Origin of the sequence: Pseudoalteromonas rubra, assembly GCF_005887095.1 — a bacterium.
GTDB classification, from domain to species: Bacteria; Pseudomonadota; Gammaproteobacteria; order Enterobacterales; family Alteromonadaceae; genus Pseudoalteromonas; species Pseudoalteromonas rubra_E.
The window spans coordinates 62,280-88,660 of sequence record NZ_PNCI01000017.1; the positions used below are offsets into that span (position 1 = coordinate 62,280).

The 26,381-nt window shown below is 49.6% G+C and carries 30 protein-coding genes and 1 riboswitch; of the genes, 7 read left to right on the forward strand and 23 right to left on the reverse strand.

What is annotated here, in order from left to right; all coding sequences use genetic code 11:
- Nucleotides 1-22 precede the first annotated feature (22 nt).
- From ung to CWB99_RS08110, 21 genes are all read right to left on the reverse strand, one after another.
- A complete protein-coding gene (gene ung, locus CWB99_RS08010) occupies nucleotides 23-682 on the reverse strand; it encodes a uracil-DNA glycosylase (RefSeq protein ID WP_138550391.1) in 660 nt (219 codons plus the stop codon).
- Nucleotides 679-1,563, reverse strand: a complete 885-nt coding sequence (locus CWB99_RS08015; protein ID WP_138550392.1) for a cobalamin-binding protein — start codon at nucleotides 1,561-1,563, stop codon at nucleotides 679-681. The genes ung and CWB99_RS08015 overlap by 4 nt, the downstream gene beginning before the upstream one ends.
- Nucleotides 1,563-2,162 carry a cob(I)yrinic acid a,c-diamide adenosyltransferase gene (gene cobO / locus CWB99_RS08020; protein WP_138550393.1) on the reverse strand — a complete coding sequence of 200 codons (600 nt, stop codon included), beginning with the start codon at nucleotides 2,160-2,162 and terminating at the stop codon, nucleotides 1,563-1,565. The genes CWB99_RS08015 and cobO overlap by 1 nt, the downstream gene beginning before the upstream one ends.
- Complete coding sequence (locus CWB99_RS08025) at nucleotides 2,159-3,640, reverse strand: cobyric acid synthase (protein WP_138550394.1); 1,482 nt, start codon at nucleotides 3,638-3,640, stop codon at nucleotides 2,159-2,161. The genes cobO and CWB99_RS08025 overlap by 4 nt, the downstream gene beginning before the upstream one ends.
- Entirely contained in the window at nucleotides 3,637-4,179 is a 543-nt protein-coding gene (cobU, locus tag CWB99_RS08030; RefSeq protein WP_138550395.1) for a bifunctional adenosylcobinamide kinase/adenosylcobinamide-phosphate guanylyltransferase, read from the reverse strand. Before cobU ends, CWB99_RS08025 begins: the two co-directional genes overlap by 4 nt.
- Nucleotides 4,176-4,952, reverse strand: a complete 777-nt coding sequence (locus CWB99_RS08035; RefSeq protein WP_138550396.1) for an adenosylcobinamide-GDP ribazoletransferase — start codon at nucleotides 4,950-4,952, stop codon at nucleotides 4,176-4,178. Before CWB99_RS08035 ends, cobU begins: the two co-directional genes overlap by 4 nt.
- Nucleotides 4,949-6,013, reverse strand: coding sequence for a nicotinate-nucleotide--dimethylbenzimidazole phosphoribosyltransferase (cobT, locus tag CWB99_RS08040; RefSeq protein WP_138550397.1), 1,065 nt, complete (start codon nucleotides 6,011-6,013; stop codon nucleotides 4,949-4,951). Before cobT ends, CWB99_RS08035 begins: the two co-directional genes overlap by 4 nt.
- A 16-nt stretch (nucleotides 6,014-6,029) precedes the next feature.
- Complete coding sequence (locus CWB99_RS08045) at nucleotides 6,030-7,022, reverse strand: FecCD family ABC transporter permease (RefSeq protein ID WP_138550398.1); 993 nt, start codon at nucleotides 7,020-7,022, stop codon at nucleotides 6,030-6,032.
- Nucleotides 7,019-7,816 carry an ABC transporter ATP-binding protein gene (locus CWB99_RS08050; protein ID WP_138550399.1) on the reverse strand — a complete coding sequence of 266 codons (798 nt, stop codon included), beginning with the start codon at nucleotides 7,814-7,816 and terminating at the stop codon, nucleotides 7,019-7,021. Before CWB99_RS08050 ends, CWB99_RS08045 begins: the two co-directional genes overlap by 4 nt.
- Nucleotides 7,817-7,896: 80 nt before the next feature.
- Nucleotides 7,897-8,015, reverse strand: a riboswitch (cobalamin riboswitch).
- Between the two features lie 29 nt (nucleotides 8,016-8,044).
- Nucleotides 8,045-8,644 carry a histidine phosphatase family protein gene (locus CWB99_RS08055; protein WP_138550400.1) on the reverse strand — a complete coding sequence of 200 codons (600 nt, stop codon included), beginning with the start codon at nucleotides 8,642-8,644 and terminating at the stop codon, nucleotides 8,045-8,047.
- A 77-nt stretch (nucleotides 8,645-8,721) separates the two neighbouring features.
- Nucleotides 8,722-8,934, reverse strand: a complete 213-nt coding sequence (nqrM, locus tag CWB99_RS08060) for a (Na+)-NQR maturation NqrM (RefSeq protein ID WP_010382924.1) — start codon at nucleotides 8,932-8,934, stop codon at nucleotides 8,722-8,724.
- Between the two features lie 109 nt (nucleotides 8,935-9,043).
- The gene (locus CWB99_RS08065) at nucleotides 9,044-10,072 is read right to left on the reverse strand and encodes an FAD:protein FMN transferase (protein WP_138550501.1); all 1,029 of its coding nucleotides are present in this window, start codon (nucleotides 10,070-10,072) and stop codon (nucleotides 9,044-9,046) included.
- A 131-nt stretch (nucleotides 10,073-10,203) separates the two neighbouring features.
- Entirely contained in the window at nucleotides 10,204-11,430 is a 1,227-nt protein-coding gene (gene nqrF, locus CWB99_RS08070) for an NADH:ubiquinone reductase (Na(+)-transporting) subunit F (protein ID WP_138550401.1), read from the reverse strand.
- Nucleotides 11,431-11,450: 20 nt separating this feature from the next.
- Nucleotides 11,451-12,059: an NADH:ubiquinone reductase (Na(+)-transporting) subunit E gene (nqrE, locus tag CWB99_RS08075; protein WP_010382927.1), complete on the reverse strand. Its 609-nt coding sequence runs from the start codon at nucleotides 12,057-12,059 to the stop codon at nucleotides 11,451-11,453.
- A gap of 10 nt (nucleotides 12,060-12,069) precedes the next feature.
- On the reverse strand, nucleotides 12,070-12,702 hold the full coding sequence (locus tag CWB99_RS08080) for an NADH:ubiquinone reductase (Na(+)-transporting) subunit D (protein ID WP_010382928.1): 633 nt from the start codon (nucleotides 12,700-12,702) through the stop codon (nucleotides 12,070-12,072).
- Nucleotides 12,702-13,448 carry a Na(+)-translocating NADH-quinone reductase subunit C gene (locus CWB99_RS08085; RefSeq protein ID WP_138550402.1) on the reverse strand — a complete coding sequence of 249 codons (747 nt, stop codon included), beginning with the start codon at nucleotides 13,446-13,448 and terminating at the stop codon, nucleotides 12,702-12,704. Before CWB99_RS08085 ends, CWB99_RS08080 begins: the two co-directional genes overlap by 1 nt.
- Complete coding sequence (locus CWB99_RS08090) at nucleotides 13,441-14,640, reverse strand: NADH:ubiquinone reductase (Na(+)-transporting) subunit B (protein ID WP_046002970.1); 1,200 nt, start codon at nucleotides 14,638-14,640, stop codon at nucleotides 13,441-13,443. Before CWB99_RS08090 ends, CWB99_RS08085 begins: the two co-directional genes overlap by 8 nt.
- Nucleotide 14,641: 1 nt before the next feature.
- Nucleotides 14,642-15,985: a Na(+)-translocating NADH-quinone reductase subunit A gene (locus tag CWB99_RS08095; RefSeq protein WP_138550403.1), complete on the reverse strand. Its 1,344-nt coding sequence runs from the start codon at nucleotides 15,983-15,985 to the stop codon at nucleotides 14,642-14,644.
- Nucleotides 15,986-16,366: 381 nt separating this feature from the next.
- Nucleotides 16,367-17,557, reverse strand: coding sequence for an enoyl-ACP reductase FabV (fabV, locus tag CWB99_RS08100; protein WP_138550404.1), 1,191 nt, complete (start codon nucleotides 17,555-17,557; stop codon nucleotides 16,367-16,369).
- A gap of 72 nt (nucleotides 17,558-17,629) precedes the next feature.
- Nucleotides 17,630-17,947, reverse strand: coding sequence for a BolA family protein (locus CWB99_RS08105; protein WP_138550405.1), 318 nt, complete (start codon nucleotides 17,945-17,947; stop codon nucleotides 17,630-17,632).
- 55 nt (nucleotides 17,948-18,002) lie between these two features.
- The gene (locus CWB99_RS08110; RefSeq protein ID WP_138550406.1) at nucleotides 18,003-18,605 is read right to left on the reverse strand and encodes an alpha-ketoglutarate-dependent dioxygenase AlkB family protein; all 603 of its coding nucleotides are present in this window, start codon (nucleotides 18,603-18,605) and stop codon (nucleotides 18,003-18,005) included.
- A gap of 85 nt (nucleotides 18,606-18,690) precedes the next feature.
- Here CWB99_RS08110 and CWB99_RS08115 point away from each other — a divergent pair, with 85 nt between their 5' ends.
- The 4 genes from CWB99_RS08115 to CWB99_RS08130 are packed head-to-tail and all read left to right on the forward strand — an operon-like array spanning nucleotide 18,691 to nucleotide 22,497.
- Nucleotides 18,691-19,854 (forward strand): methyltransferase, encoded by a 1,164-nt coding sequence (locus CWB99_RS08115; RefSeq protein WP_138550502.1) that lies wholly within the window; start codon nucleotides 18,691-18,693, stop codon nucleotides 19,852-19,854.
- 2 nt (nucleotides 19,855-19,856) lie between these two features.
- Nucleotides 19,857-20,420 (forward strand): YajG family lipoprotein, encoded by a 564-nt coding sequence (locus CWB99_RS08120; protein WP_138550407.1) that lies wholly within the window; start codon nucleotides 19,857-19,859, stop codon nucleotides 20,418-20,420.
- 12 nt (nucleotides 20,421-20,432) lie between these two features.
- Complete coding sequence (locus tag CWB99_RS08125; protein WP_249331783.1) at nucleotides 20,433-21,059, forward strand: peptidylprolyl isomerase; 627 nt, start codon at nucleotides 20,433-20,435, stop codon at nucleotides 21,057-21,059.
- Nucleotides 21,060-21,114: 55 nt separating this feature from the next.
- Nucleotides 21,115-22,497, forward strand: coding sequence for an AmpG family muropeptide MFS transporter (locus CWB99_RS08130; RefSeq protein ID WP_138550504.1), 1,383 nt, complete (start codon nucleotides 21,115-21,117; stop codon nucleotides 22,495-22,497).
- Between the two features lie 92 nt (nucleotides 22,498-22,589).
- Here CWB99_RS08130 and CWB99_RS08135 read toward each other — a convergent pair whose 3' ends face one another.
- Entirely contained in the window at nucleotides 22,590-22,835 is a 246-nt protein-coding gene (locus tag CWB99_RS08135) for a helix-turn-helix domain-containing protein (protein ID WP_010382949.1), read from the reverse strand.
- A gap of 339 nt (nucleotides 22,836-23,174) precedes the next feature.
- Here CWB99_RS08135 and CWB99_RS24010 point away from each other — a divergent pair, with 339 nt between their 5' ends.
- On the forward strand, nucleotides 23,175-23,351 hold the full coding sequence (locus tag CWB99_RS24010) for a hypothetical protein (protein ID WP_171045290.1): 177 nt from the start codon (nucleotides 23,175-23,177) through the stop codon (nucleotides 23,349-23,351).
- 156 nt (nucleotides 23,352-23,507) lie between these two features.
- On the opposite strand, the gene erpA is transcribed toward CWB99_RS24010, so the two are convergent.
- A complete protein-coding gene (erpA, locus tag CWB99_RS08140) occupies nucleotides 23,508-23,846 on the reverse strand; it encodes an iron-sulfur cluster insertion protein ErpA (RefSeq protein WP_054014597.1) in 339 nt (112 codons plus the stop codon).
- Nucleotides 23,847-24,095: 249 nt separating this feature from the next.
- Between erpA and CWB99_RS08145 the strand changes: the two genes are divergently transcribed.
- Nucleotides 24,096-25,778 carry a chloride channel protein gene (locus CWB99_RS08145; RefSeq protein ID WP_138543941.1) on the forward strand — a complete coding sequence of 561 codons (1,683 nt, stop codon included), beginning with the start codon at nucleotides 24,096-24,098 and terminating at the stop codon, nucleotides 25,776-25,778.
- 28 nt (nucleotides 25,779-25,806) lie between these two features.
- Nucleotides 25,807-26,241: a CopD family protein gene (locus CWB99_RS08150; RefSeq protein WP_138550408.1), complete on the forward strand. Its 435-nt coding sequence runs from the start codon at nucleotides 25,807-25,809 to the stop codon at nucleotides 26,239-26,241.
- The last annotated feature ends 140 nt before the right edge of the window (nucleotides 26,242-26,381 follow it).

Genomic DNA, 26,381 nt, shown 5'->3' on the forward strand with positions numbered 1-26,381 from the left:
TTTTTTTGTTTTTGAATCCGGCTCAGACTTGCCAGTTGATGGGCGTTTTGCCCATGTTTTGCAATAGCGTATTGGTTTGCGAGAAGTGCTGACAGCCAAAAAAACCACGATGCGCTGACAACGGAGACGGGTGAGGTGCGTGCAGCACGTGATGACGTTGCTGGTCAATCGCTTTGCCTTTCTTTTGCGCATGCGCGCCCCACAGCAAGAAGATAACCCCTTCGCTGTGTTGGTTAAGCTGTGCAATCACGGCGTCAGTAAAGCGCTCCCAGCCGAGATGTTTGTGGGAGTGTGCCTGTCCCTGCTCCACCGTCAGTACGGTATTGAGCAGCAGTACGCCTTGCTCAGCCCAGGGCAGCAAATAGCCGTGGTCAGGGATCTGAAAGCCCGCGATGTCTTGCGCCAGTTCTTTGTACATGTTGGCCAGCGACGGTGGTGCCTTAACGCCTGGCAACACAGAGAAACACAGTCCGTGAGCCTGATTAGGTCCGTGGTAAGGGTCCTGTCCCAGGATCACGACTTTGACCTGATCAAAAGGGGTCGCCTTGAACGCCTCAAACACCTGCTCCTGAGGTGGGTAGACGGTCACGCCCTGTGCCCGACGCTCAGCAACATAGGTTAGGGTGTCCTGAAAATACGCTTGTTGTTTTTCGTGCCCAAGCACGTCACTCCAGGTTGTCATGTTTGTTTTCCAGCGGTTGTGAGTTTCTGATAGTAAGTTCGCGAAGCGTCAAGTCTATCACATAATCCGCTCAGCCCTTCAAGCACCCGACTGGTATATCGGTGTAATAGATCAGCATTCACTTCAATGTATTGCTGATGCTTGGCCGCCGGGATTTCTGGCCAGTTGTGCCAGTCAATTTTTGGCTGTGCTTTTTTGGATTTTTCCTGCGGGATCACTATCACCTGTGGCTTAGTATGTAGCACGTTTTCGATACTGATCTGCGGATATGCCGTGGTAGCATCGGCAAACACATTACTGGCACCGCACACCTCCAGGGTTTGATGGATCCAGGTGGTGCCATTGACTGTCATCATAGGCGCAGGCCATAACTGATAGAATACAGATACAGGCGTGGCTGAGCGATAACGTTTCTGTAATTTTGCCAGACCTTGCTCAAAGCGCCGAGCAACCTGCTCAGCGTTTTCTTCCAGTGCGGTTAACTGACCCAGCCAGCGCAGCGAATCAGGGATCTGTTGTAAGTCTTTGGTTTTGCTGTACACTACTTTGATGCCAAGCTGTTCAAGCTTCTCCAGGTCGGCTTGTTGATTGCCCCCCTGCCAGGCAATCACCAGATCGGGCGACAAAGCCAGCAACTTCTCCAGTGCAATACCATGAAAGCCGCCAATACGGGGGATCTGATTGGCCTCTGCCGGATAATCCGCATACTCCACGGTGCCGACGATGCGCTCTCCTGCCCCAATGGCATATAAGTTCTCGACAATATGTGGTGCCAAAGCCACAATCCGTTTGGCAGGCGGCGCGGAGCTATCATCTGCGCTCGCTGATATCGCAGTCAACAAGAACACCAGGCTCAGCCAGATGATAAGAACCTTGTTCATCAAAAGTCGAATCCTTTTTGTGCTTTGATCCCCGCTTCAAACGCGTGTTTCACATTGCGCACCTCACTGACGGTATCGGCCAGCTCAGTCAGACGACGATGTGCACCACGGCCGGTGATGATCACCGACTGCATCGCCGGACGATTTTCCAGCGCCTCAATCACTTCATCCAAATCAAGATAGTCGTAGCTGACCATATAGGTGAGCTCATCCAGCAGCACCAGGTCGATATCCTCATCCCGGAGCCACTGCTTTGCCTGTTGCCAGGTGGCCTGCGCCGCCTGGGTATCTGTTTCACGGTTTTGCGTCTCCCAGGTAAAACCTGTCTTCATAACGGCAAACGGCACACCAGCACGCTCCAGCAAGTTACGCTCGCCGCATTCCCACATGCCTTTAATAAACTGCACAACCGCAGCATTCATGCCATGACCCACGCACCGGGCCACGGTACCAAACCCTGAAGTGGACTTACCTTTGCCATTGCCGGTGATCACCTGCAATATGCCTTTTTCTTCCTGTGCCTGCTCGATTTTGGCATCGACCTGCTCTTTCACTTTTTGCTGTCTTGCCTTGTGTTTGTCCTGATTGTGTTCGCTCATGCTGTCCTCTGTTCACTGATTGCCAGAATTTTATCTATCTCTAAATGGGTTTCGCACATATCTGCCAGCCGCTCAAGTTGCAGCTCCCGGTGCTCAGCCAGATTGAATCCGCCGCCACTGTAGCGACCTTCGCTTGCCCACTGCAGTACACAGGTTAGCCCCTCGGGACTGTCAAACAGTCCGTGCAAGTAGGTGCCTGCCAGCTGATTGTCCTCACTGATAAAACCGTCGGTTTGCCACCCCGATGGATGTGCAACAAACTGTAAAAATGGCCGCGCCAGTGCCGGGCCCTGACTGATCCCGCAGTGGATCTCATAGCCATTCAATGGCGTTTGCTGTGCGTTTAACAGGCAGTTTGCCTGCAACTGAGTTAGGGTTTTACTGCTCGTCAGTTTAGTATCAAACTCCGCCAGACCCAGGCCTTGAATAGTGCCGAGCGTCGACTCAACCTGTTCCGGATCGCAAATGCTCTTGCCCAGCATTTGAAATCCGCCACAGATCCCAAGCACCTTACCGCCATAACGCACATGACGTTGCAGTTCAAGGTCCCACCCTTCTGCACGCAAAAAGGCCAGGTCATTGAGGACATTTTTACTGCCGGGAATGATCACCAAGTCGGCAGCGCCTATGGTCTCGGTGTGACGCACATAACGCAGGTCCACTTTAGGGTCTAGTCGCAGGGTATCAAAATCGGTGTGGTTGCTGATATGTGGCAGTAGCAGAACCGCCACTTTGACCTCGGGACTGTCGATGCGATTGGCAATGGTCACGGCATCTTCGGCATCCAGCGCCAGGTCATGCAGGTAAGGCAGCACACCCAATACGGGTTTACCGGTATACTGCTCCAGCCAGTCCAGGCCACTTTGCAGTAAGGCAATATCGCCGCGAAAGCGGTTGATCACAAATCCCTTAACCAGGGATTGCTCATATTCGCTCAGCAGCGCCAGGGTGCCTACCAGATGGGCAAACACGCCACCCTTGTCGATATCTGCAATGATGATCACCGGGCAATCGACCTCACAGGCAAACCCCATATTGGCGATGTCATTTTCCCGCAGGTTGATTTCCGCCGGGCTCCCGGCCCCCTCTACCACACACAGCGCATACTGTTCGCTGAGCCTCTGATGTGAGGTCAGTACTGCCTGCATGGCGACTTTTTTGTAGTCATGATAGCCCGCCGCTTCCATGTTGCTCAGCGCTCGGCCATGTACGATTACCTGCGCGCCGGTATCTGAATTCGGTTTGAGTAAGATGGGGTTGAGGTCGGTGCTGAGCGGTACCTTGGCGGCCATAGCCTGTAGCGCCTGAGCCCGGCCAATTTCGCCACCATCCGGCGTGACCGCACTGTTAAGTGCCATATTTTGTGGTTTAAACGGAACGACCTCAATGCCGCGGCGCTGTAATGCCCGGCACAAGCCCGCTACCAGCGTGCTTTTACCCGCATCGGAGGTGGTGCCCTGTACCATTAACGTATTCATATCTCGCCTCCTTTAAGTGTCAACGGCAGACCCGCCATCACAAAATCGACTTTATCCGCCAGTGCGGCAATGTCCTGATGTAACCAGCCTGCTTCATCAACAAAACGGCGACTTAACTCACCAAGTGGTACGATGCCGTGGCCCACTTCATTGCTGATCAGAATAACCTGTGCATGGCTGGATTTCAGGGCACTCAGCAGCGCTGCGCGCTTGCTTTGAAATGCCGAGCTGCTGTAGTCGCACAGCGCTGTGGTTAGCCATAACGTCAGGCAGTCAATCAATACGCCATCATCGGGGCCAAGCGTGCTCAAAACCTGATCTAATGCCCAGGGCTCCTCAACTAGCTGCCAGTGCTTGGTGCGCGTTGCCTGATGATGTGCGATCCGCGCGGCCATTTCCTCATCCCCGGGGCGCGCCGTGGCCACATAAATTAGCCGGGCCACTTTGCCATCACTAAGCCAGCACTCGGCCCTTTGCTCACCTAATCTGCTTTTTCCTGAGCGAGCCCCGCCGAGGATCAATTCTACCCGTCCTGTCATAACCAGACGCCCAGACAAAATAGATACACGACCACCTCACCCAGTTGCTGCGCCGCGCCCAGGCAGTCTCCGGTATACCCACCGAGCTGACGCTTAAACCAGTAAATACAAATCGCGCGGCATAGCCAAAGTACACCAAGCAGCGCAATGCTTTGCCATAACGTAAACAGCCCGGCTATCCAGCTCACTATCAGCAAAATAAGACCACAAACATAGAGTAACTGCTTACTTTCATGGGCAAGAGACTGGGCAACCGGCTTCACTTTACTTTGCGCATCTGCCTGCACATAGTCCAGTTTACCGATCAGGCTGGTCGCCATGGCCCGGCTCAGGCTATGGGCTAGAATGAGCGCACCGCAGACATAAAGGGCGCGATCGCTCAGTGCCAGCAAAGCCTGATATTTGGTGAGCAGCAAGATAGTCAATGCGGCAGCACCATAAGTGCCAAGGCGGCTGTCTTTCATAATGGTCAGCTTGTCGGCTACGCTCCAGCCGCCTCCAAAGCCGTCCCAGACATCGGCAAAGCCATCTTCATGAAATGCGCCGGTGATCAGCAGTCCGCCACCAAGCGTGAGCAATACCGCAATGCCTTCGGGCAAGAAGCTGCTCAGCACTAAGTAGATCAGGGCCAGCAGAACACCCAATAACACGCCCACCCAGGCAAAGAAGCCACTGGCCTGATTAATATCCTGATCGCTGACCTCGCCCGACACTTTAACGGGAATGCGGGTCAGAAAAATTACCGCCAGCTTAAATTGTCTAAGTTCACTCATGAGGTTTCGACCACCTGAGTGACGGCCGCCGCCTCAAAGCTGGTCATCTGATAATAAAACGCCAGCGCACTTTGACACAGGGGTAAGGCCAGTGCGGCACCGGTGCCCTCGCCGAGTCGCATGTTCAGGTTCAGCAGTGGCTCAACATTAAGCCAGTTCAGCATCGCCTGATGCCCCTGCTCACCCGAGCAATGTGCAAAAACCATATAGTCTTTACAAGCAGGGTCAATCCGATAAGCCAGCATGGCCGCGGCTGTCGCAATAAAGCCATCCACCAGAATGACCTTCTGAACTCGGGCAATCTCCAGTATGGCACCGACCATCTGACAGATTTCAAACCCGCCTAAACGGCGCAATACTTCACACGGGTCATGCAATACCTCACGATGTAATAGCAAAGCCTGCTCGATAAGTTGTTGCTTTTTCTCTACCACCTCTTCGCTGACGCCGGTGCCTCGCCCGACCGTTTCAGCACTTGTTAGCCCGCTCAGGGCAGAAAAAATGGCCGCAGCGGCGGTGGTGTTGCCGATCCCCATTTCGCCCAATGCAAATAAGTTCGTGCCTGAGCTCAGCGCTGGCTTTACCGCTTCTTGACCCAATGCCAGGCCTTGCTCCAGCTGCGCTTCACTCAGTGCTGGTTCAAGGTGCAAAGGCCGGGTGATATTACCAAGGCGCTGCGACACCACATTCAGCTCAGGCGCCGGTGGCGTCAAAATACCGCAGTCAATCACACTCAATTGCCAACCAAGCTGAGCACACAAAACATTGATGGCCGCGCCACCGGTGGCAAAGTTAGCTACCATCTGGGCTGTCACCTCGCTGGGTGCAATAGAAACGCCTTCGCCTGCAATACCGTGATCGCCGGCAAAAATCAGCATCTGAGGACGCACGATATCTGGTTTTTCGCTTTCAAGCTGACTGCGCTCCATGCCCTGACTCAAAATTGTGACCAGCTGATGCGCCAGCGTTTCGAGCTTGCCCAATGCGCCCTGAGGCTTAGTCTTCATATCTATAGTGTGCTGAATATGCGCGTCATGCTGGCGGTTGAGTTGTGGGATCATAAAGTCTCCGGTTAGATCAGATGCTGGCGGCGCGCTTTTTGGCGATTAACAGCGATAAGAAAAACACGCTGCCAATCGCTGAGGTGATCACCCCAATCGGCAGCTCCTGGTTGTCTATCAGGGTACGGGCGAGTACATCGACCCAAAGCATCATGAGTCCGCCAGATAAGGCCGTCGCTAACATACCCACAGTGCGAACCTGAGAGATAAAAAAGCGCACGATATGGGGGATCATCAGACCAACAAAGCCGACGCCACCACAGGCAGCGACAATCACCGCCGTTAGCATCGACGCCAAAATCAGCATGCCCAGCCTGAGTCGGTGGACATTCACCCCCAGTGTGACCGCGCTCTCGTCGCCAACCAGCAAGGCATTCAGGCTGCGGCGCATTAACAGCATCAAAACACAACCGGCTGAAACAACCAATGCAGGCAACCACAGCCATTGCCAGTCTGCACGGCTGAAACTGCCCAAGCTCCAGAATATAATCGCGCTGATGGCCTGCGGATCGCTCCAGTACAACAGCAAACTGGTAAAGGCAGAGAATAAAAAGGTCAAAGCGACACCCGACAACAGCATGTTTTCAACCAGTGCAGTGCCTTTGTGAAAGGCAATCAGCAGTAACAGACTCATTGCCACGGCGCTGCCAGCAAAAGCCGCACCAGACAATGCCAGCGCACTCTGCACACCAAACAGCGCAACCAGTAACACGACGCCGAAGGAAGCACCGGAGGAAATACCAAACAAGTAGGGATCGGCCAATGGGTTTCGGGTGACCGTTTGCAGAATAAGCCCGGCAATGGCGAGCCCGGCACCGGCGAAAAAAGCCAGTAAGGTGCGGGGTAATCGCAGCTCTACCACAATTTTCTGGCTCAGTATGCTGCTGTCATAACTACTTAACGCCTGCCAGACTTCACCCCAGCTCAGAGAAACAGCCCCGACAGACAGCGCACTGAGCAGACTGAACATGCAGGCAAAAATGAGGCCCGGTATCAGTAATGCCTTCATAGCTGATACCCATAATGATAACGAATGTGTGGCACGCCCGGTGCACTGCTGTGGAGTCCGGGTACTGTTTCTACTTCTGCACACACCCCAAAAATGTCGCTGAGTAAATCGGGGGTTATGATATCCAGAGGTGTGCCCTGAGCCATCAGCTTACCTTGTGCCAGCACCAGCAACTCATCGCTGAGCGCCGCCGCCAGGTTTAGGTCGTGAAAAGAGGCAATCACAGTCACCCCCATGGCTTTAGCCAGCTCCATAATTTGGATCTGATACTTCACATCCAGGTGGCTGGTTGGCTCGTCCATAATTAATAAATCTGGCTGCTGTACCATGGCCCGGGCGATCATCGCCCGTTGCTTTTCGCCCCCGGACAGGGAATCAAAAGCCTGCTGCGCCTTGTGGCTCAGGCCCACTCGCTCAATGGCTTCAAGAATACCTTGTTTATCGTCAACATTGACAGCGCTAAAGAGGGTTTTATGAGGTGTCACGCCCATCGCAACAACCTCGGACAGCACCAGATTAAACTGGCTGGGGATCTCCTGCAAGACAACGGCTACCTGACGTGCATAATCGCGACGGGAATAGTCCGAAATAAGTTTACCTGCGTAACGGATCTCCCCCTGTGAGGGCTGCCAATAGCGATATAAACAGCGCAACAAGCTAGACTTACCAGCGCCATTTGGCCCAATCAGACCAATAAACTGCCCACGCGCAATGGTAAAGTTTAACGCTGACAGAATCGGCTTGTCACCCAGGGTCAGGCTCAGGTTGTGTACGGAGATTTGTGGTGAACTCATACCGCCTCAAATACGGACGGCAGCAGAGCGGGCCACTCGCATTGCTACGACTGGCCTTCTGTACTGACTTAAGTGCGCCCGCTTAAGTGTAGGTATTGGCCTTGGTATCTGGCTTCAGACTCTCAGTCCGTTACAGTTGCGGGGACAGCTGAGGGTTTACACCTCATTCCCAATGACTGCCAATACAATACGATTCTAGATTTAGCGCCTATTATGAAGTCCAGACGTCTAAAACACAACTTTCGGCCAGACATGACCTGTCTCGTCGCAGAACACAGATACTTTAATCATTTTGGCATAACCTATCTCCAGACGAGATAAATGCGTATCAAAGCCCTCAGGCAAGCCTAACCAGATGGCCAGCAACTGCTTAATAACGCCCGCATGAGTGACAATTGCCACAGACTCAGATGAGGGGCGTGCTGTGAACTGTTGCCACCAGTCAACTAAGCGCTGATGGAATACCGACATCGGCTCGCCATTTGGTGGCGTATACTGCCAGGGGCTTTGCCAGAAATCTCCAATACCGGGCGACTGTGTTGACTGCCAGAGCGCTTCATAGCTTTGTCCGTCCCAGTCACCAAAGTCCATTTCATTGAGCCTGGGATCAACCTGTATTGGCAAACCGGCTGTTTCACAAAACGCGTGCGCCACTGTCTGACACCGCAACAATGGAGAGCTAATCACCTGTGTAATGGCACCACAAGCCTGCAGTTGGGCATACACCTGCTCATTGCCCCGCTCGCTTGCCGGCATATCTGTGCTTCCGAGCAAACGGCCAGTTTCAAGCGGCTCACCATGGCGAATAAAATACAGGATTTGTTGCATTGGGTTAGGGCTCTGTTATTCGGGCCTGAAACGCAAAAACGCAAGCCTGGGCTTGCGTTTTCGATAGTATCAGCGGATTAAAGAATTTGATTCTCTTTCCACATTTGTTCTTTCGCGAGACGCTTTTTGCGCTTATCACACGGATCGTCACAATCACAGATCTTGTCGATACCCATGGAGCCCAGACCACCACAACTGCTGGCCATTGATTTCTTCTGTACGATAACGCCTACCGCCATCGCAACGGCGATCAATAACAGCAATCCGAAGGTAAGTAAAAATAGTGACATCTCAGGCCCCTTTTGCATATTCATCCACAAGTGTGGATGTGTGACGGTGAATTGTGCTCATTATATAACTAAACGCGCTTAAGTTAAAACGTTCGCGACGCAGATCTCATTATAAATAAGGCTTGAATGCACTGCTGGCATACACCTTCAGACCTTCATCACTTTTGCTGATCAAATAGACCGCTAAGTCGTGTAGCTCGGCGTACGCTCTGGCGCGTTCTGTACCCATCACGGTTAGCGCGGTGGCTAGCCCATCGGCCGTCATCGCAGAAGGGTGCAATACCGTGACAGACACCAGGTCGTGTTTTACTGGCTTACCTGTACCCGGGTCAATCAGGTGGGTAAAGGTCTCACCATCCATTTCATAGAAAATACGATAGTCGCCTGACGTCGCCACACTGTTCTTACCCGGCTCAATCACTTTGTGAATTTGTCTTTGTCCAACCGGTGCATCCGGCTTCTCTATGGCAATGCGCCAGGGCTCATCACCCGGCTTAGTACCCGCCAACCTCAGCTCACCACCAATTTCCACCATATAGTTGGTGATACCATGAGACTCGATGAGTTCTGCCACTTTATCAATGCCATAGCCTTTTGCCGTGGCAGAGAAAGACAGCTCCAGATGGTCCAGTGATTTTGCCAGGCCAGCGTCTGTCAGCGTGAGCTTGTCGAGACCAATTTCGTCACGCATCTGCGCCAGCTGCTGCTCAGAAGGTCGCTTGGTCGGACGCTTGTCAGGGCCAAACCCCCACAAATCAATTAGAGGTCCCATAGTCACATCCAGTGTCTGAGTAGACAAACCCAAACGGATGGACTCAGCAATCACCTTCCTGAAATCATCGCTTATCGGCATGACCTGGTTGGCAGCCAGACGATTAAACTGGTTGATCTCTGAATCCGGAATATAGGTCGACATAGACTGATTCACCGCTTTAAGCGCGGCCTCAACCTCAGTATGTAGCTGCTCTTTAGTCAGTGTGTTTTGCTGTGGAAAAGCCTTAATGTTATAGGTTGTGCCCATCGTACTGCCCTGTAGCACAATAGGCTCAGCTGATTTGTTTGCCTGGCCACATGCCACAAGCAGCATACTTAATAAGAAAATGAAACAGAACTGGCTCTGTCTTAGCATCAGTGTCATCCCTTGTAATTCGTTTGCCAGTAACCCCCGCTTTGTACGGAGCATTACCCATAAAAAAAGCCCCTCAGCATGACTGCTAAGGGGCTTCCATTTTATCTTAAAAACCACTTTAAGATCATATGTATTTCAGCTTAACCACCGAAGTCATCAAGCAGGATGTTTTCATCTTCAACACCCAGGTCTTTCAGCATGTTGATAACCGCCGCGTTCATCATCGGTGGTCCACACATGTAGAATTCACAGTCTTCTGGTGCTTCATGATCTTTCAGGTAGTTTTCATAAAGTACGTTGTGGATGAAGCCTGTGTAACCTTCCCAGTTGTCCTCAGGCTGAGGATCAGAAAGTGCAACATGCCACTGGAAGTTATCATTTTCAGCCTGCAGGCCGTCAAAGTCTTCCACGTAGAACATTTCACGCTTAGAACGTGCACCGTACCAGAAAGACATCTTACGATCAGAGTTAAGACGCTTAAGCTGGTCGAAAATGTGTGAACGCATTGGCGCCATACCTGCACCACCACCAACGAAGACCATTTCTGCATCAGTGTCTTTCGCGAAGAATTCACCGAATGGGCCAGAAATCGTGACTTTGTCGCCTTCTTTCAGTGACCAGATGTACGATGACATCTTACCACAAGGCAGGCTCAGGTTATTAGGCGGCGGCGTTGCGATACGTACGTTCAGCATGATGATGCCGTACTCTTCCGGGTAGTTCGCCATTGAGTATGCACGGATCGTTTCGTCGTCAACTTTAGACTCCAGGTTAAAGAAGCCAAAACGCTCCCAATCCGGACGATATTCATCAGGAATATCAAAGTCTGCGTATTTAACATGGTGTGCAGGCGCTTCAATCTGGATATAACCACCCGCGCGGAAAGGTACAACCTCACCGTCAGGAATAGCCAGCTTAAGCTCTTTGATGAAGGTTGCTTTGTTATCGTTAGAGATAACTGTACATTCCCACTTCTTCACACCGAAGATTGAGTCTTCAACTTCAATCTCCATGTCTGTTTTAACAGCAACCTGACACGCCAGACGACAGCCTTCACGGGCTTCACCTTTGGTGATGTGATCAAGTTCAGTTGGCAAAATGTCACCACCACCAGAGTGTACGTGGACGCGACACTGACCGCATGAACCACCACCACCACAGGCAGATGAAATGAAGATGCCAGCATCAGCCAGTGAGCTCAACAGCTTACCGCCTGGTGCAGATTTAATTGCTTTTTCAGGATCGCCATTAATGCCGATCATGATGTCACCGCTAGGTACCAGCTTAGATTTCGCTGCAATGATGATAAGTACCAACACCACAACGATAGCGATGAACATACTTACACCTAATACAATAGTTTCCATCGTATAGTTTCCTCGCTACCTTAAAGTGAAATACCAGAGAATGACAGGAAGCCAAAGCCCATCAGACCTACCGTGATAAAGGTAATACCCAGACCACGCAGACCATCAGGAATATCAGCATACTTCATTTTCTCGCGAAGACCTGCTAGCAATACGATAGCAAGCGCCCAGCCCACACCAGAACCTAAGCCAAAGATCACTGACTCACCAAAGTTCAGGTTACGCTCAACCATGAAGGATACCGCACCAAAGATTGCACAGTTAACTGTGATCAGAGGCAGGAAGATACCCAAAGCGTTGTAAAGTGCCGGGAAGAACTTGTCCAGAGTCATCTCAAGGATCTGTACAAGTGCCGCGATTACACCGATAAATGTCAGGAACTTCAGGAAGCTTAAGTCAGCTTCTGGGAAACCTAACCACTCAAGTGCGCCTGGTGCCAAAATAGCGTGATAAACCACGTTGTTTACTGGTACAGCAACGCCCAGTACGAAGATTACCGCAACACCCAGACCGAATGAGGTAGTGACTTTCTTAGATACCGCCAGGAAAGTACACATCCCCAGGAAGAAAGATAGCGCTAAGTTTTCAACGAAAACCGCTTTTACAAATAAACTCAGATAATGTTCCATCTCTCTCCCCTTATGCCTTAGCTTCTACTTGGTCTTTCTTCCAGGTACGCAGTACCCAGATAAAGATACCTACTAAGAAGAACGAGCTAAATGGCATAACCAACAGACCCATAGGCTGGTACCAACCACCGTTAGAGATTAGCGGCAGAATTTCAACACCGAACAGTGCACCGGCACCGAACAGTTCACGTACGAAGCCAATTGCGATCAGTACAACTGAGTAGCCCAGACCGTTACCGATACCATCCAGGAATGACATCAGAGGTGGCGACTTCATTGCGTATGCTTCGGCACGACCCATTACGATACAGTTGGTAATGATCAGACCAACGAATACCGTCAGCTCTTTTGCCGTGGCATACACAAATGCCTGAAGTACCTGGTCAACAACGATAACCAGAGACGCGATGATGGTCATCTGAACGATGATCCGCACACTTGACGGAATGTGGTTACGGATCATAGAGATGAACAAGCTTGAGAACGCAGTTACCACAGTCAATGCAATTGACATGATCAGTGCGTTTTTCAGGCTTGAAGTTACTGCCAGCGCAGAACAGATACCCAGTACTTGCAGTGCAATTGGGTTATTTGCGAAGACAGGTCCAAACAGGACTTGCTTCATTTCTTTTGAGTTTGCCATTAGTTCAATGCCCCTTCACGTACTTTCGCAAGGAATGGACCAAACGCATCGTCGCCTGTCCAGAACGTAAATGTATTTTCAACACCGTTAGACGTTAACGTTGCACCAGACAGACCATCTACTTTATGCACGTCGTTACCTGCTGTGCCTTTCACTACGTCGATTGGTAGCTTTTTGCCTTCCCAGGTTGCAGTCCATCTTGGGTTTTGGATTTCGCCACCCAGACCTGCAGTTTCAGTGTGCTGGTAGAATTTGATTGCCTGAATGGTTTCACCATCCAAATCCAATGCTACGAAGCCGTACATGATACCCCAAAGACCGTAACCCTGAATTGGCAGGATCACAGACTCATATTTACCGTTGCTGTTCTTTGCAAGGTAAACCGGAGACTCAGTCGTCATACGCTGAATGCCTGCAACGTCTTTTGCTTTTGGCAAAGCAACACTGCGCGCCGCATCGAACTTAGTCATAGTGAAATCAAATGAGTTAGGATCTGTGTCTACAAACTCACCGGTGTTCATGTCTACAACGCGTGCGTCAATCACTTGGTTGTAGGTTTCTGACACGTTCTCAACGTTCTCAACGCCAGCAGCTGCCAAAATGTTGCGCTGCACGTCTTCGATTTTGTTTGCCTGTTGCAGTGGGCGAAGCTGTACTGCCGCAAAAGATACGACAACCGCACACACTAAACATAGGCCAACAACAACGCCTAGCGTTTTGCCGATAGATTCATTGTTACTAGACACGTGCTAATCTCCTCTTCACATTTGACTGCACAACCATGTGGTCGAAAAGTGGTGCGAACAGGTTTGCGAATAGAATTGCCAACATCATACCTTCTGGGTATGCCGGGTTAACAACACGGATAAGCACAACCATTACACCAATCAATGCACCATATGCCCACTTACCTTTGTCTGTGAAAGACGCTGATACCGGGTCGGTTGCCATGAAGAACATACCGAATGCAAAACCACCCAGTACTAAGTGCCAGTGCCAAGGCATAGCGAATACTGTGTTAGTGTCTGAGCCGATCATGTTCAGCAGCATAGACATCACAACCATACCCAGGAAAGTACCCAGGACAATGCGCCACGATGCAATACGAACATAAATCAGGAACAAACCACCAATCATGATAGCCAGTGTAGAAGTTTCACCTACTGAACCTTGAATAAAGCCGTAGAATGCGTTCCACCACAGTACCATGTTGTCATAATCAAGCGCGCCTGTTGCTGCCTGACCCAGGTAAGTTGCACCTGAGAAAGAGTCTACCGCTGTCCACACCGTGTCACCTGAGATGTCGCCTGGGTATGCAAAGAACAGGAATGCACGACCAGCCAGTGCCGGGTTCAGGAAGTTACGGCCTGTACCACCGAATACTTCTTTTGCCACTACCACACCGAAGGTGATACCCAGCGCAACTTGCCATAGCGGGATCGTTGCAGGCAGGATCAGGGCAAACAGTACTGATGTTACAAAGAAACCTTCATTCACTTCGTGCTTACGCACTGAGGCAAATAATACTTCCCAGAAACCACCGACAATGAATACAGTCGCGTAAATCGGCAGGAAGAAACAGGCACCGTAGAACATCTTCGCGCCCCAGCCAGAATCAGCCGTAAGCTCACCGCCAAACAGCTGGAATAGTGCCGCCTGCCAAGTGTTTGCAATTTCAAAACCATTGCCCAGCGCGATAGCTGCTTGGTGACCAATGTTGAACATACCGAAGAACATAGCAGGGAATGTCGCCATCCATACTAAGATCATGATACGTTTCAGGTCGATATTATCACGTACGTGAGTGCCGCCTTTGTTGACATAACCTGGCGTGTAGAAAACAGTTGCAACTGCTTCGTACAGGGCATACCACTTCTCGTGTTTACCACCAGGTTCAAAGTGAGGTTCAATGTCTTCTAAAAATTTCTTTAAGGCCATTTTAACCTTCCTTCTCGATTGTAGTCAGGCAATCACGTAAGATTGATCCATAGTCGTATTTGCCCGGACAAACGAAGGTACACAACGCCAGATCTTCTTCATCCAGCTCTAGCGCACCCAGTGAAATCGCGCTGTCCAGATCACCAGAGATCAGATCACGCAACAACAGAGTTGGCAGGATATCAAGCGGCATTACACGCTCATAGTTACCAATTGGCACCATCGCACGCTTTGAGCCACCGGTAGAGGTAGTCATCTTGAACAGACGGCTTGGCGCAAAGTGAGAAATGAAGGTACGAGTTACAGAGAACTTAGTGCTACCTGGTGCGATCCAGCCAAACAGCTCTTTTTCGCGACCTTCAGACAACACAGAAACCTGTACATGGTAACGACCCAGGTAAGCATGAGGACCAGCGGCTGTTTTACCAGCTAACACAGAGCCAGAAATGACCCGGTTTTCACCGTCTTCAGTTTCACCTGCAACTAAATCGGTTAACGACGCACCAACTTGAGTTTTAACAAGACGTGGGTTCTTCACACTCGGACCGGCCAAAGCAACAACACGGTCTGTGTAGATTTCACCACTTAGGAATAACTTACCGAAAGCAATCACATCCTGGTAACCCAGGTGCCATACTTGCTTGTTTGGACCAACAGCATCGAGATTGTGGATGTGTGTACCAACCAGACCAGCAGGGTGAACACCCGCAAACTCATGTACTTCTACCTGAGAAAGCGAAGAGCTCGGCACCTTACTGCCAGATTGCTTACAAACAAACACTTTGCCGTCAGTCAGACGCGAAACCACAGCCAGACCAGCTTCAAACGCTTCCACGTTTTCAGCGATCACAACAGCAGGATCCGCAGCTAGAGGGTTAGTGTCAATTGCGGTAACAAAGATCGAGCTTGGCGACGCGCTAGGTACTGCTACACGACTGAAAGGACGTGCACGCAACGCTGGCCATTGACCCGATTCGATCAGCACTTCTTTCACCTTTTCACGATCCAGGTTGCCGAGTTCAGCAGCCGGGAACTTTTCAAAAGTGATTTGCTCATCGCCCTGTACTTCAATCACAACGGACTGAAGAACACGCTTGGCTCCACGGTTAATTTCTTTAACTACACCAGAGGCTGGCGCAGTAAACTTGACGCCAGGATTCTTTTTGTCTTCAAAAAGAACTTGGCCTTTCTTGACTTGGTCATCCACACGGACTCGCATGGTTGGACGCATACCAATAAACTCTTCACCCAACACAGCTACTCGTTTGACAGCAGAACCATCATGAATAACTTGCTGTGGTGCGCCCTCTATGGGTAAGTCCAGACCTTTTTTTATGTTGATCATACGCACTTGCATTACATTAACGGAAAGAAATTGATAAATCTTTACTTACCACGGCACTATTCTCTGAGTTGTATTGGAGTCAAAGAGCTGGCACAACATACACAAAGTCGGGCCAACCTGTCCGCAACGGGAAACGAGCACCGTGGTATATAGTCCTTACATATTTCCGCAATTTTAACATTAATCGTACTGACTATGCGAGTGGAAATATGAAAATAATACGACTTAACAATGGATTTAGTTCATTGGGCGTCACTGCAAGAATTTAAATATAGACCAAAGTGGTATTGATGAAAAATGAAAGGCAAATTGGGAAGGGGTTTTCTCTACTGTGGGCACATGTTAAAACGGGCGAACTACACGAATTCGCCCGCTTGTCGGCTAGATCAGATGATTAATCTCAACCACAGAATTGACGTCTGCATCATAGTCAACTGACTCAATGCCGAAGCCAAACAGCTTCAGAAATTCATTGTGATAACCAGCGTAATCTGTCAGCTCATCAATACTGTCGGTATCTACTTTATCCCAGATCACCTTGATGCGTGCCTGTACACCGTCTTCCAGTTCTTTATAGTTCTGGAACAGGTGGCCACCTTCGTCAAAACGTGGCGTCTCACCGTACAGGTTTTCGCTAAACAACCCCTGGATCTGCTCGATAGTTCCCTCGTAAGTACCATCTTCTTTGGTGACCCGGAACAGCGTAGAGATGTACAAAGGCATAATCGGAATAGCCGAGCTCGCCTGAGTTACTACAGCGTTTAATGACGCCACATAAGCTTCACCATTTAACGCTTTTGTAGAGGCTTTGATAGCGTCAGCGGCACGGTCTAGGTCTTCTTTGGCTTTACCAATAGTCGCATGACCGTAAATAGGCCAGGTCAGTTCTTTGCCAATATAGGTGTATGCCGATGTTTTGAATCCCTCGGCCAGTACATCCGCCTCTTTTAGCGCTTCCAGCCACAGCTCCCAGTCTTCACCACCCATCACTTTCACTGTGTTGGCGATCTCTTCCTCATTAGCCGCCTCAACGGTCACTTCGTCGATGATCCGCTTAGAGGTATTAAGGTTTTTGGTGGTAACTGTCTGACCAATAGGCTTAAGAACCGATGAAAAAGTCTCACCCGACTTAGGATCGGTACGGCGCGGTGATGCCAGGCTGTAGATGATCAAGTCCACTTTGCCCATTTCGGCTTTGATGGTTTCAACCGCTTTGGCTTTTAATTCGTCGGAGAAGGCATCGCCGTTAATGTTCTTGGACCACAGGCCTGCTTCATCAGCAGCTTGCTGAAATGCCGCGGTGTTATACCAGCCAGCTGAGCCCGTTTTTTTCTCTGTGCCTTCCTTTTCAAAGAAGATACCCAGCGTTTTTGCGCCAGCACCAAATGCAGCGGTGATACGAGAAGCCAGGCCGTAACCGGTTGACGCACCGATCACCAGGACATTTTTAGGACCATTGTTGATTGGGCCCTGAGCCTTAACATAAGCAATTTGTTCTTTTACGTGCTCAGCACAGCCCACCGGATGGGCGTTAGTACAGATAAAACCACGGATCTTAGGTTTGATGACCATGTCTATTCCTACATATTCTGTATTATGAAAACCGCGTTAGTTTAAATGCAGATCCTGAAAACACAGGTCTGATCACTCGCTGTCGAATTTTGAACCGCCCAGGCAGCTCGGTGAATCAGGGACTTCGCCATGCTGATCAGCATATTCGTCCGGTGTATAAGTATGGATGGCCAGCGCATGAATGTGATTGGCCAGCTCCTCCTTTAATACCTCATTGATCAGACGATGGCGCTGTAACAGGCGTTGCCCGGCAAACTTGTCGCTGACGACAATCACTTTAAAATGCGACTCGTGACCCCGGCTGTGCATATGACTTTCGTTGATAACGTTGAGATGTTTGCACGCGATGGCGTCGGCAAGTTTGCTGTAGATTTGTTGTTGCATTGACATAACTCACTCCCAATACGGAGAAAATTTAGCGCATACTATACGCACTTATGCACCATTAACCAACTGTTCTGAAGGTCAGGTTAATTCGCCCTTGGGTGACGCGGGCTTGTTTGGGCAATGCATGCTGATAGTCATGCTGGCTGCGACCCGTCATTAATAGCCCAGAACCGGTTGGCAGGGGCAGCGTCACTGTCTCATGTGTCTGTTTGTGGCGAATTTTAAAAGCGCGTGTTGCTCCCAATGATAAGGAAAAAATCGTCGGGTTAAGGCCCAGCTCAGCTTCATCATCGCTATGCCAGCCCATGCTATCTTGGCCATCTCGGTACCAATTAACCAGCAGTGCATTGAAATCCTGCCCATACTCACGTTTCAGGCGGGAACGCATTGCTCTGAGTACATCTGGCCAGGGGGTGTTGTTGAGTTGAGTGCCCGAATATCCGTATGATACCAACGGGTCTGCGATAAAACACTGGAGCCTGGGAATTGGCGAGGTTCGGCCAAAAAGTGTGATACTGGGCTGCTGCCAGCTCAGCGTCGTCACCAAATGTTCATACAGCGACAAGCTTTTCTCAAACCCGATACAGGTGGGCAAAAACTTAAAGCCAGGCGGCAATTGCGGTGTTTGCCCGGGCAAACATTCTTTGTTCAGTCTCGACATGCTATATTACGCGTTCTGTTAGTTTTGCTGTTCTTTGCTTCTGTGCAAAATAATGGCACCAACCATGAGTGAGATTCACCCCATCATGATCACCGACGCTGTACTGGCCGGCACGGCTCTGACCCTGCATCGTTTTCCCCTTGAGCAAAAAAACCGCAGCCTGCAAGCCTGGGATGCGGCCGACGAATACTTGCTGGATCATATTACCACAGCCTACCCGGATGCACGCGACATCCTGATCCTCAATGATGCCTTTGGAGCATTAAGCTGTGCGCTGGCAGCGCAACTGAAAGATCACCCGCAGTGGCAGATCACACAGGTAAGTGACTCATTCGTGGCCCGGCAGGCAACGCGCCATAACCTGGCTGAAAATCAGTTGGACTGGATGCTGGACGACGCTAAATTTACCCAGCTGAATAGTTTGGCGGACCTGCCTCAACAGTGCGACCTGGTTTTGATTAAAGTGCCTAAGAATGCCGGACTACTGCAACATCAGCTATCCCAGCTTAGCCACCTTGCTCCGGGGATACCCGTTGTAGCAGCAGGTAAAGCCAAAGAAATTCATACTTCTACACTGAAAAGTTTTAGCCACTTTTTGCAAGAGCCGACCACCAGCCTGGCAGTTAAGAAATCTCGCCTGATCTTCTGTGCCACTACAGGCAAGCCCGTGGCTGACAAGTTCCCGGTCAGCTGGCCTCTGGAAAACTCGCCCTTCACAATTCACAACCATGCCAATGTGTTTTCCCGGGACTCACTGGATATCGGCGCACGCTTTTTTATGAATTATCTGCCGGCGGGTAAAAAGCCATTGCGGGTAATCGATTTGGGCTGTGGTAACGGCGTGATTGGGTTACAAACGCTGTCACGGATGCCGAGTGCTCAGGTAACCTTTGTGGATGAATCTGCCATGGCTGTGGCCAGCGCCAAAGAGAATGTCAGCAGTAACTTGCCAGACAGACTGGGCGACTGCCAGTTTGTACAAAATGATTGCCTCAGCGACTTTGCACCAAACTCTGCTGATCTGGTGTTGTGCAACCCGCCGTTTCATCAGGCACAGGCAATCACCGATCACATCGCCTGGCAAATGTTCCTGCAAGCAAAGGATACCCTGAGAAATGGCGGAGAGCTCAGGATCATTGGCAACCGTCACCTTGATTACCTTGATAAGTTGCAGCGCCTGTTCGGGAATTGTAAGGTGATAGGCAATAATAAAAAGTTTACGGTACTCAGTTCTATTAAAAGGAGCTAATCATGCGTTTAGCATTTTCTGCAACTCTCTTCGGTGCAGCAATCACACTACTGGCCGGATGTAGTAGTGCCCCAAAATCTGTGATCCTCAATCCCAGTTATCAGGGCGGTAATATAAGCCAGCTATCCAATACAATGGCAATTAAGGTTGTCGACAACCGTACCACTAAATTTACCATTAAAGTGCTGGAACAAGAGCCCGCTGTTTACCTGCCAAACGCGGATTTGCCAGTCACTTTAACCAAGCTGCTTTCTCAGGCTCTGGAAGCCAACGGCGTAACGCTGGCACAACACAGTGACACTCAGCTGACACTGCGTATTCGTTCCTTTGTCGCCAAGGTCGATGAATCTCTCAGTCGTCACGAAAGCACGGCAAATGCTGATTTCGTTGTCGAAGTAGTCAAAGGGCAACGAACCTTTTCAAAACCCTTTAACGGCGAAGCGCAATTCAGCAAACCGCTGAAACATGATCAGTCTCAAGTTGAGGGACAGCTAAACCGACTCGCCGAACAGGTGATCACGCGTATGTTGTCAGACAAAGAACTAATCAACTTTTTGCAACAATAAAAAGGTCTAGCTATGCTTCGTACCCTTATTCTATCCATATTAGCATTGGTGAGCTGTTTCTCATTTGCAAACAATAAAGAAGGACGTTTCGTCCAAAAAGACAACCTTTTTCCTAAAGTTCAGATCAATACCTCTTTGGGTAAAGTGATCGTCGAACTGGACCGCTCCCGTGCCCCAATCACGGTTAATAACTTTCTGACCTATGTGATCAACGGAGATTACAAAGGCTCTGTTTTTCACCGCGTTGAACGGGATGACGCGAACGAGCGGGATTTTGTTATCCAGGGTGGTGGCTACGACAAAGACTATGATGGCATGTTTGAGCGTCCAGCTATTTTTAACGAAAGTGGCAATGGCCTGAAAAACAATATGTACACCATTGCAATGGCCTATCAGGACAATAAACCACACTCAGGTACACGGCAGTTTTTCTTCAACATGGATGACAATGACCACCTTAACCCAGGACGCGGATGGGGCTTTGCGGTGTTTGGCAGCGTATCAGATGGCTTTGACACGCTGGACAAAATTATGCAGGTCGAAACTGACTACAATAAAAAGCTGGGTTACACCTTTATCCCCAAAGTACCCGTGATCATCCATAGCATTGAAATGCTGCCGGAAGAGACCTTCGAATAACCAATTACATAGTATCGCTCGGTGCATAACCGGCGATACTATGTTGGAAAACACTATGATCATTTCATCCAGCCTGCGTGACTATGCCAGTTACTATCGGGATAAGCGCCTGCTCACCGTATTTGCATTTGGGGTTAGCCAGGGTTTTCCCTGGGTGCTCATTGGCTCCGTAATGTCTGCCTGGCTCAAAGATGAGGGCCTGAGCCGCAGTATGATAGGCTTGTTTGGTATCGTTTTCAGTGCCTACACCATCAACTTTTTATGGTCCCCTTTGTTGGACCGGGTTCGCCTGCCCTTACTGACCCAGTGGCTGGGGCAAAGGCGCAGCTGGATAGCCGCCGGGCAACTGATTGTTGCGCTGTCAGCACTGGCGTTAAGTCAGGTCGACCTGAAAGCGGATCTTTATCAGGCTGCATTATTGTGTTTCATTATTGCTCTGAGTGCGGCTACCCATGATATTGCAATAGACGCCTATCGGATAGACATCCTGCCCCCGGAGGAAAGCGAAAAATCTACCGCCGCGGCCGCCATGGCAACATCCGGGTGGTGGAGTGGATACGCTCTGCTTGGTGCTATTCCGTTTTTTGCGGCGGATCTGCCCGGCATCAGTTGGGCCGACATCTACGCATTACTGGCCATGATCATGGTGGCATTGCTTCTCATCACGCTGATGGCGCGAGAACCTCAGTCTCATCGAGAGCACACTCAACAACAGCTGCAAGCACAATATCAGTCAAGGCTGGCCGGGCTGGATCACAGCAGGCTGCAACGCATTCTCGCGTGGCTTGCCGTCACTCTGGTAGAGCCGTTTCGCAGTTTCTTCAACCGCAATGGCGTAAAAGCCGCTTTGGCACTGCTGGCATTTATCTTTTTATTCAAGATCGGTGAAGCCTTTTTGGCCCGTATGTCTATCGTTTTCTACAAAGAAATTGGCTTTAGTAACAGCCAGATAGCTCAATATTCAAAGCTAGGAACCGGCCTTATCACAATTATTTTTGCGTTTCTGGGCAGTATCTTTAACCACAAATATGGCATCGTTAAAGGGCTGTTTATCAGTGGTGTCGCGATGGCTGCCTCCAACCTGATGTTCTCCTGGATAGCCATTGCAGGGCCAAAAGAGCATTTATATGCCCTCGCAATCGTGATCGATGGCTTTACGCAGGCCTGGTCACTGGTGGCCATGGTGGCATTCATTTCAATGCTCTGCGATCGTGCTTTCAGCGCAACCCATTACGCCCTGTTGGCATCACTGGGTAGCCTGGGAAGAACGGTGCTATCCAGTTACAGTGGTGTCGTTATTGATGATTGGTTAGGTGGCAATTGGGCAGTGTTTTTCGCGCTGACGGCTTTGATGGTTGTACCGTCTCTGATCTTCTTATATGCCATTCGTCATAAGCTCTACGAGATAGAGCGAAACTATCATAGTCAGGGTAAGTAACGGCGGAATAAATGACTGGTGTGTCAGGTCCATTTTAAGAGGATAGAGGTGCAGCTCCTTGCACCTGCACACGTACTGGCAATGCCAGTCGTTTACATCTGCTCTTCTTTGATAAGAGCCAGACCTTCATATGGGTCGACTTCCAGCGCTTCACAGTAACGCAGAAACTCAATCACGTCTAAACGACGTTCCTGATTTTCAATTTTGCCAATGAAAGAATGCGGTGTACCTAACACCTGGGCCAGACTGCGCATTGTATGACCTTTCTCGTGACGTTTTGATTTAAGCCACTTAGTCAACTTACTGTTTTCTTCAGAAGAAACCGTTTTCCCCATCATAATAAAACATCTCCTACTCGATGATTAAATAATACCGCCATACGAAATTTGCCCGTCTCGACTGGCGGCTTGTTATATAGCAAGCCAGGTAAACAAATCATGAATTACCGATTTACGCTGGCTTGTTCCTATGTACCAAATTAGGTATAGACGATCTTTTCTCTAACACCTAATTAAATTTTCAACTTTCTTACCTAAAATAGAGAGGTAAGATTACTGTGACACTTTAACAAAAATTTTATAACTTGTACCAGTATACGAAATAATTTATTTTTTCTTTAAAAAATAGTGGTTTAGAGCTAGTCTGTAACAAAATAACAAATTTTAGGAGAATTTTTGATGATCCGACTCATATTTTTGCTACCCATTTTGCTGTGTGTGGGTTGGTTTTACTTTTTGCGCGTCAACGGCGTTCCGCTCAAACAAGGCAAACGCGGATTCATCTATATTCTCGCCTTTTCCACTTTGGTGTTGGGATTCTTTGTACTTATGATGCATCTTACCAACCCGGGTTAGAAAGACTGCTCTGACTTCCCACAGACGACCAACACAGTACCTTATACTGTACCAGAACTCAGGGACAAGTCATGGTAGCTGTTTGTCTAATAGAGCAACAAAAAAGCCATGCGAGTGCATGGCCAGGGTGTTTAAAAACGCCAGATTAGAGTCGCTTTATACGCTGAAGCTCGCGCCGCAACCACAAGTCGTCGTTGCATTGGGATTACTGACAAAGAAACGCGCGCCTTCCAGGCCCTCGGTGTAATCAACTTCACCATCAACCAAGTATTGAATACTCATAGGGTCCACAACCATAGACACCCCATTTTTCTCGATTTCTAAATCACCTGGATTGGTTTTTTCATCAAAAGTAAAACCATACTGGAACCCAGAACATCCACCACCAGTCACATACACTCGCAGCTTGAGGTTAGGGTTTTCTTCCTCTGAGATAAGTTCTTTCACGCGATTTGCCGCCGCGTCGGAAAATTTAATCGGTATCTGATCAGACATGTGTATTCGACCCCTGTACATTTAATAGCGGAATTATCTAATACCTGACTATTTTAATCAAGTATAGAGTCACCTTCGCTATGAGCCGGTTTAAGCGCTAAACTCCTACTCAAGTACGCCATTGCCTGATTTACTTAATTACAAGGACTTAGAATATTTGGTACACTTATCAGATGCACTAAAGGTACTCAATGCAGCACTAAGGCACTAGGCTGCTCACAACCAAGACTCTCTACAGGCCAATATTGTATGTCGCTCGATAATTTACGCCGTCGCTTAGCGAAACCAAAAACCTCCATCCAGCTGTGCTTGCTGGGAATTGGTGCTGGCTTGATTGCTGCCGTCTTGATCATCTTATTTCGTCTGACCATCTTACTAGTGCAAAGCGTATTTTTAGATAGTCCTGATGATTTCACTACATTGCCGGAACACCAGCGCGTTTTATTGCCTGTTGGTGCTGCCCTGCTGATCGCCTTGTTTGCCAGTCTGACGGGGTTTAAGCACTATCGCCTGGGTATCCCATTTGTGATTTATCGCATCAAACAGCACTACGGACAAATGCCAATCTGGAATTCGGTCAACCAATTTTTTGGTGGTGCTGTCGCACTCATCAGTGGCTTTTCCGTTGGCCGTGAGGGCCCGTCCGTGCACATGGGTGCCACCGGTGCCAGCATTCTGGCCGAGCGTCTGCACCTCCCCATGAACGCAGCCCGTACACTCGCCGGATGTGGTGTTGCAGCCGGCATCGCTGCGTCATTTAATACACCTCTGGCTGCGGTGATTTTTGTTATGGAAGTGGTATTAAGGGAATATAAGATCCATATCTTTGTGCCTATTATGCTTGCCGCGGTCACCGGGGCACTAGCCACACAGTATGTGTTTGGCCATGATCTGGAACTGTCATTGATCAGCGTCTCAACACTCTCGTTCTGGCACTATCCATTTCTCATTTTGTGTGGTTTTGTGCTTGGGGCCATCGCTTTTGCATTTAACCAAAACCTGATGCTCATCATAAAAACGTTTAAGCCTATCAGCATGTTTCCCCGTCTGATGCTTGCGGGACTGCTGGCTGGCCTGATCGGCTACTTGGTACCAGAAGCCATGGGCTCAGGCATGAGCGCTATTAAGATTGCAGTCGAAACCCCCGGCGAACTTCAATTACTCACCACAATTTTGATTGCTAAGCTACTCGCCACTATCTTTGCCATTGGATTGGGGATCCCAGGTGGGATCATTGGTCCTGTGATTGGTTTAGGCGTATTAATTGGCACTCTGATGGCGTATTTCGCTCAGTATATTTCACCGGATGTCAGTGTTGCGGGCACATATGGCGTACTGGGTATGGCTGGCCTGCTGGCGGCCACTTTGCATGCGCCTTTGGCTGCCTTAACGGCGGTCATGGAGCTGACTTCCAGTCCTCAGATTGTGGTGCCAGCCATGATAGTGATTTCCTGTGCCTATGTCACCGCACTGCAGGTATTTGGTAACCGCTCAATATTCTTGCAACAGCTTGATTTCCAGGGATTGCCCTATCAGGTTTCTCCCGCCAAAGAGGCCCTGCAAAAGGTAGGGATCATGGAAGAGATGGATGAAGGCTTCAAGCTCCTCTATTCAGATGATAAGGATCAGATAAGAGAAACTCTGTCAGCCATCGACAGTCAGACGCCTCTGATAGTGCACGACGCGGAGCATGGTTATCGACTCGCGGAATATGACCTCAGTTTAATTTCAGAGCAGAGCATGACTATCACCTATATTGAGCTTCAAGGTCTGAGTACACAAGCCACACTCGCCGACGCATTCGACATTCTTAAAGACAAGCGCTCCGGCGCAGTATACGTGTATAATCAAAAGAATAACGAACAAATTATGGGCTTGCTCAGGTGGGATCAGATCCGCCATATTCTCACTACGAGAAACAGCTTGCTGTAATTGCATATAAAGACAACCAAGGGGTTTTATGACGACAATACTTGTGTACAAAGCGCTGCATATCTTTTTTATGGTTGCCTGGTTTGCCGGGATTTTCTACCTGCCCAGGCTATTTGTTTACCATGCTATGACTGACGAAAAGCCCTGCTCGGCAATGCTTAAAATCATGGAACGTCGCCTGCTCTATTTTGTCACCCCGTTTGCCATTCTCACCGCAGTCTTTGGCATTTTGCTGATCGCCAGTTACGGGCGCGAATGGTTTCGCGCTAACCTTTGGCTGCATTATAAATTGGTACCGGTGATCATGCTGTATCTCTATCATGCCTATTGCTTCAAACTCCTGGCAGACTTTAAGCACGATCGAAATCAGCGTAGCGATCGCTTCTATCGTATTTTTAACGAATTCCCGGTTATTTTGCTGCTGATCATTGTGATGCTCGCTATCTTGAAACCAGTTTTCTGATATCACAGTATGGCGGCGAGTCAGCCGTCATTTTCCACGCCCAAAAAACCACAATTGTGCTATTATGTCGCTCCAGTTACCCAACGCAGCGTGTGCTTTATGCCCCTGCTTTGCGAGCTCGGTTAGGAGTGCTCCCCGCC